The 6,363-nt window shown below is 69.2% G+C and carries 5 protein-coding genes; all 5 read left to right on the plus strand.

Features of this window, described 5'->3' with window-relative positions; translation table 11 throughout:
- The first annotated feature begins 92 nt into the window (after positions 1-92).
- Positions 93-1,070, plus strand: a complete 978-nt coding sequence (locus ACZ7IF_RS28905) for a hypothetical protein (RefSeq protein ID WP_470977176.1) — start codon at positions 93-95, stop codon at positions 1,068-1,070.
- Positions 1,071-1,556: 486 nt separating this feature from the next.
- On the plus strand, positions 1,557-3,053 hold the full coding sequence (locus ACZ7IF_RS28910; RefSeq protein ID WP_470977178.1) for a B12-binding domain-containing radical SAM protein: 1,497 nt from the start codon (positions 1,557-1,559) through the stop codon (positions 3,051-3,053).
- A gap of 64 nt (positions 3,054-3,117) precedes the next feature.
- Positions 3,118-3,774, plus strand: coding sequence for a leucine efflux protein LeuE (gene leuE, locus ACZ7IF_RS28915; protein WP_470977181.1), 657 nt, complete (start codon positions 3,118-3,120; stop codon positions 3,772-3,774).
- Between the two features lie 920 nt (positions 3,775-4,694).
- Positions 4,695-5,102: a hypothetical protein gene (locus tag ACZ7IF_RS28920; protein ID WP_470977184.1), complete on the plus strand. Its 408-nt coding sequence runs from the start codon at positions 4,695-4,697 to the stop codon at positions 5,100-5,102.
- A gap of 363 nt (positions 5,103-5,465) precedes the next feature.
- A complete protein-coding gene (locus ACZ7IF_RS28925) occupies positions 5,466-6,260 on the plus strand; it encodes an SDR family NAD(P)-dependent oxidoreductase (protein ID WP_470977187.1) in 795 nt (264 codons plus the stop codon).
- Positions 6,261-6,363 lie beyond the last annotated feature (103 nt).

Here is a 6,363-nt window from a genome sequence, read left to right on the forward strand (position 1 = left end):
GGTGGAACAGGAAGCCCGGGGAGCGGGTGGAGTGGGTGCTCGAACCGTTGGCGGCAGTGGGGCCGTTGCGGTTCGGGATGAACCCTGAGGAGGTGGCATCGGCCCTGGACGGGGCGGTCGCCCACGTTTCGCAAGGGCTGGGCAGCGGTATCGGCTGGGGCTGCTACACCGACTGGGGCGTGACCGCGGTCTACGGCGAGGACGGCGGCCTGGTCGCCGTGGCGGTCGATGCGATGGAGGGGCCGCTGGTACGCCTTCGGGACATCGGCCTCATAGCCCGGGTGCCGTCCGAGGTACGGGCGGACGTCCTGGACCTCGCCCGCCGGGAGGGGACTTCCGTGCGGGTGAACCGGAGCGGTGATCCGGAGATCGAGGCGTGGGGGGTGTCCATGGGCGCCGCACAGGAGCGGGGACTGACGCCCGAGGGGTACACGCAGCGGCTGGACACGGTGATCACCAATGCGCTGCTGGTCTGCCGCGAGCTGGCGGAGGACCCCTTCGGGTCCGCGCCGGTCGTCCGCTGGCGCGACGTCCGTGACGAGCCGCCGAACGCGGGGGCGTGGCCCGTACGGGCCGAGCAGGAGCGAGGGCACTGGGAGTGGACACCGCTGGAGAGCGTCGGTCCTCTCGGGTTCGGCATGAAGCCGCAGGAGGTGGCTGCCGCGCTGGGAGAGGAGCCGGCGTCCCGCCACGGCCGGTATCCGTTCGGAACGCCGTGGGAAGGCCAGGGGCAGTGGGTCCTGGCCGAGGACCGCTTCGACCACGTGGGCGTGACCGCCCACTACTCCTGCGGCTACAACCGGCCTCCCACCCTCGGCGCCGTCACGATTCACGGACGGACCGGGCCCCAGGTCGAGTTCGCGGGCATCCGGCTGATCGGCATGAAGGTCTCTGCCGTTGACGCAGCCCTGATCCGGCACGTCGAAGAGCGGGATCTGGGCTTGCGCATCGGCTGTGGCGGCGATCTGGGGGTGGACGGTCTCAACATGTACGTACGGGCTGCCAGAGCCGGGGACACCGTGGTGAGCGGGGCCCGGTTCTGCCGGGCGGAATGGGAGGACCACGGCTGACCCGCGCAACGCCTCGGTCGCCGCGCGTCAGGTGGTGCCGGTGGGCAGCGGGATCCGGACGGGCCGGCGTCCTGCCGGGTGGAGTCTCGTGCTTCGCCGTCGGGGTAGAACCTGCCCGAACGGGCCTTCGTGCGGGGCGGACTGGCCGCGCGGGCAGACCCCGCGCTGGATCACGCCGCGGGGCTCGGGACCGCCTTCGCCTGGGTGTTCCTCCTGTCCCGGCCGCCGACTCCGGCCCTCGCGCCGCGCATCCCCGCGGTGGCGGTGGCGGCCGCGCGCGGAGAACCTCCGTATGACGATCACCAGTGAGAGCGGACTGGACGGCACGACGCGTCTGGACCGAACGGAATCAGAATGTCCGGTTCCGACTGCCGCACTGGCTGATTGATGCCTGGTACATGCACATCCCTTGTGCAAATGTTCATGATCCGTACGGACGTGCCTCCGCCGGCCGTCCGCTTCGCTTCCCCTGCACCAGGTGATGGAATGACGTTGAAGCTACTGCTCGCGAACGCCCCCAACCCCACGGACAACCGGAACGCCTCGAACTACGCCTGCTACCCGCACATAGGCATCGTCCAGCTCGCCACGGCGACGCGAGAAGCGCTGGGCGACCGCGTTGACATCCGAGTCGTCGACGGCGGCATCAGCAACACCGAGACCGTCCAGCGGGCCGTTCGGGATTTCATGCCCGATGTCGTCGGCATCAGCGCGTTGACCCCGACCTACTCCGAAGCCCTGAAGATCGCCGAAACGGCCAAGGCGTGCGGGGCCCGGGTCGTCCTCGGCGACGACCACGCGATCTTCTTCCCCGAGATGATCCTCCGCAACCGGCCGCAGATCGACTACGTCATAGCCAACGACGGCGGCGAGATTCCCTTCGTGGAGCTGATCCGCGCATTACTCGACGGCAACGGATCATTATCCGAGGTCTCCTCGCTCGCCTACCGGCACGACGGCAGGACCCACATCAATCCGGCCCCGAAGTACGCGCTCTCGCTGCGCAACACGATTCCGGACCTGTCCTTCATCGACGACGTGCTCGACGTCTACGCCGAGAACTACCGGACGCAGTTCGGTCACCTCCACGGCCACCAGGTGCGACCGGTGACGGTGAACAACGCACGCGGCTGCGAGAACGGCTTCAAGCGCTGCACCTACTGCTCCATCGCGGACCTGACCGTCAACACGGGCGATCCCCGCGGTTTCTGGAAGACGATCGACCAGTACAACCGCGAGCACGGCATCAACCTCTTCTTCGAGGTCTACGACAGCTTCACCGCCAGTCCCCGCTACGTGGACGCCCTCATCGACTCCACCCCATCGCACCTGAAGCGCCGCATCGACGACGGCGAGCTGCAGGTCATGGTCTACGCGCGCGCCCTGGGGCTCACCAAGCGCAACAACGTCGACAAGCTGCGGCGACTCGGTGTCACCCGTGCCAACATCGGGCTGGACGCCGCCGATCCCGAAATGCTCGAGGCACAGCGGAAGAACAAGACGACCGGCGAGACCAATCTCGAAGCCATCCGCATGCTGAACAAGGCCGGCATCTCGGTTCACGCCTCGTACATCGCGGGCGCTCCGGGAGAACGGCCGGAGACGCTGGACCGCACCATCGCCGGGATCCGGCAGATGCTGGGCGAGGTCGAGCTCTCCTCGGTGGAGTTCTCCCGCTTCATTCCGTTGCCGAACAGTCCGGCATGGGATCTGCTGGTCGACTACGACCGGCCGAACTTCTTCAAGAGCAGCGATGAGATCGACCGCTACCTGACTGCCCTGGGAATCACCGTGACGCGGGACGACCGGGAGGAGATGTTCGCCAGGTTCGGCGATCAGGACTTGCTCGACATCGACGAGCTGGGTGCTTTCTGGGCGGACAACTTCACCCACATCAGTGAGAAGTACGCCCTTGAGCGGATCAGTGAGGTCGACGAGATGGTGAGCGCGCACAACGTGCGCACGGGGAACAACGTCGGATAGCCGCTCCCCTGGAGCGCGGTCGCCCGCCCGCCGGAGGCCGACGGGCGGGAAGAAGGGTGCCGAAATGCTGGGAGTGCAGAATCTGCTGACCTATGCCTTGGGGGCGCTGCTGATCATTCTGCTGCCCGGGCCGAGTTCGCTGTTCACGCTGTCGGTCGCCGCGCGGCTGGGGGTCAGGGCCGGCTATCGCGCCGCGGCCGGGATGTTCCTGGGCGAGACCCTGCTGATGGTGGCGACGGCCGCCGGGCTGGCTTCACTGCTGCAGGCCAACGAGCTGGTGTTCGCCGTGGTGAAGTACGCGGGTGCCGGCTACCTGACCTGGATCGCGGTGGGCATGATCCGGGCGGCGTGGGCGATGTGGCGACGCCGTGACGAGAAGACCGCGGAGGATGCCTCGGGCGCCGCCGACCCGACGGCGGGCGGAAGGCTGTTCCGGCGGTCGCTGGTGATCACCGTCCTGAATCCGAAGGCGATCTTGTTCTTCCTGTCGTTCTTCGTCCAGTTCGTCGATCCCGGGTACGCGTACCCGGGGCTGTCCTTCGCCCTGCTGGCCGTCGTCTACCAGGCCATCAGCATCGCGTACGTCACCGTGCTGATCTTCAGCGGTACGTACCTCGCCTCGCAGTTCCGCCGCCGCCGGAAGCTGTCGGCGGGCCTCACGACCGGGGCGGGAGCGGTGTTCCTCGGCTTCGCGGCGAAGCTGGCCACGACGAGCAACTGAGCCCCCCGCCCGCGCCGGGACGGCCGGGTCCGCCTCGGCCCGCCAGGCCGGAACGTGGGCCCGGTCGTGGCGGGGGTCGCCGTCGTCCGGGGGGAGCCAGCGGCCCGTGCCCGGTTCGGTCGCCGTGGCGCCGAGGAGGTGTTCCATGCGGGGTACCGCAGCCGGCGCAGTCGGGCCGGTCCGGCCCCTGAGTCCAACCGGGGCAGCCGCCGGCCTTGCCCTGCTGCGTGGTGGCCACGCTGAAGTAGTCGTGGCCCCGCTCCTCCTCCATGGCCGGGAACCGCTCGTCCAGCAACTCGCCGAGGCCTTCCGGCGGATCCCGGTTCGGGTACTCCACGGCCGGGGTGGGGACAGCGTGCAAGGGCGGGGCAGGTAGTCCTCCTCTGCGGTGTGCGGGCGCGGCGGTTCTCCGGCGACGGCGGCACTGGCGGCCGTCGTCGCCGTGCTGCGCCAGCGGAGGGTGGGGTTCGCGTGGCTGATCGTCCTGTCCCTCGCCTCCCGGACGAACTCCACGGATCCTTCCCGGGCAGCGGGGCCAGGACCGCGCCGACATCGGGGGTCGTGTCGTGTCGGTTGGCCCCGTACAGCCCTTCTCCGCCGTCGTGGGTGGTCGAGCCGGTCGTGACCCTCGATGTCCTGGGGGGAACCCGTCTGGTGGGTGAACGCGGTACCCCGCAACGCGTGGGAAGGCCGTCTGCCAAGCAGCGCCTGGAGCGGAAATTCACCGTGCTGTGGAACCGGAAGCCGACGGCGGAGCCGGACTCGGAGGAACTACCGGAGGCCGAGATGATTCGGCCCCTTGCTCTACGAGTGACCGGGTCGTGGACAGCTCCGCCTTGGCGGCGAACGGAGTTCTAGAATCTCGTGTTCCCGGCCGGCGTGCGGACTGGTCGGGTCGCCTCACTGGAATGAGCGTGACCATGCAGACCAAGAGCGCCGAAATACTCGTCTTGAAGATGGTCGACTATCCGGGGAACACGAAGCCGGAGGACTACGCGAACCGGCAGTGCAACGGGTGGGCCGAGTGGATGCCGGACGACGTGACGGTCACGATCAACCGGTGGCACTGGCGGTTCGACCCGGACCGGGCGAAGGAGTGCCCGTACGTGCTGTTCACGCACCGCGGGGTGGTGCGCGCGGTGCTCATGCTGACGGGCGTGGACGGTCCCTTCGACGAGATGAGCGGCGGGAAGCCCGTGGAGCGGTGGGCGGTGCGCGGGGAGCTGGCGAAGGCTGGGGACCCGTTCCGTGACCGCTGGTACGGGAAGGCGGCTCCGGTGGAGACGGCGAACCGGGTGGAGTTCAACTACGTGTTGATGGACGTCTGAGCTTGGCCTGCCGATGGCCTTGAGGCTCTCGGGGCGTTTGACGGTCTTGCCGACGTCGTAGCGGGTGGCGGGCCGTCGGTTCTTTGTGCCGAGGGGTCGTCCGAGCCCGGTTCCGGTGCGCGTACAGCTGGAAGATCACCCCATCAGGAACCCTGTTCGACCCGCACGTTCCATGATCGGTCGAGATACGGCCACTCAGTTCACAGCAGCACTCGGCAGCGCCGAACGTACCGCAACCGCCTTCACCTGACCGCGATTTCGCCAGGGCGAACAATGCCTGACGCGGCACTGGGCGGGTGGCTCTGGGCGACCCAGGTTGGTTCGGGTCTGGTTGTCCCCGTTGCCGGTGACCAGGCTGGTGCCATGACCAACAGCAACACGGACCCGACCTCTTTTCATGACCGCGTCGTTCTGATCACCGGCGGAACCAGCGGCATGGGCTTGGCCACCGCACGTCTCCTCCTCCACCGCGGCGCCCACGTCGTCATCACCGGCCGCGACGAGGGCCGCCTCGCCGCCGCTGCCAAGCAGCTCGACGCGTTCTCCGACGGCGGCGCCCGACTTCTGGCGGTACGTGCGGACGCCGCCGGCCTGGCCGATCTCGACGGCCTGGCCGACCGCATCGGGGAGCGCCACGGGCGCCTGGACGGGGTGTTCGCCAACGCCGGAGTCGGCGTCTTCCAGCACACCAGCGAGGTCACCGAGCGGGACTTCGACCACACGGTCGACGTCAATTTCAAGGGCACCTTCTTCACCATCCACAAGGCCCTGCCGCTGCTCGACGCGGCCGGCGGCGGCTCGGTGGTCATCAACGCGTCGTGGACGCTGCACCGCGGACTTGCCGTCGCCCCGGTGTACGCGGCCACCAAGGCAGCCGTCCACAACCTGGCCCGCACGATGGGCACCGACCTCGCCGGGCGCGGTATCCGGGTCAACTCGATCAGCCCGGGCTACATCGCCACCGAGATGTTCCACACCGCCAACCCCGACCCGGCCACCCACGGAGCCATCCGCTCCCAGATACCGCTCAAGCGCCTGGGCCAGTCCGAAGACATCGCCGAGACGGTGGCCTTCCTGCTCTCCCCGCGCTCCGCCTACATCACCGCCCAGGACATCGCCGTCGACGGCGGCCTGGTCACCGCCATCCCGACCCCCTGACCCCGTCCGGTGGGGGGGGGGGGGGGGGGGGGGGGGGGGGGGGGGGGGGGGGGGGGGGGGGGGGGGGGGGGGGGGGGGGGGGGGGGGGGGGGGGGGGGGGGGG

Source organism: Streptomyces sp. NPDC037421 (assembly GCF_055602105.1).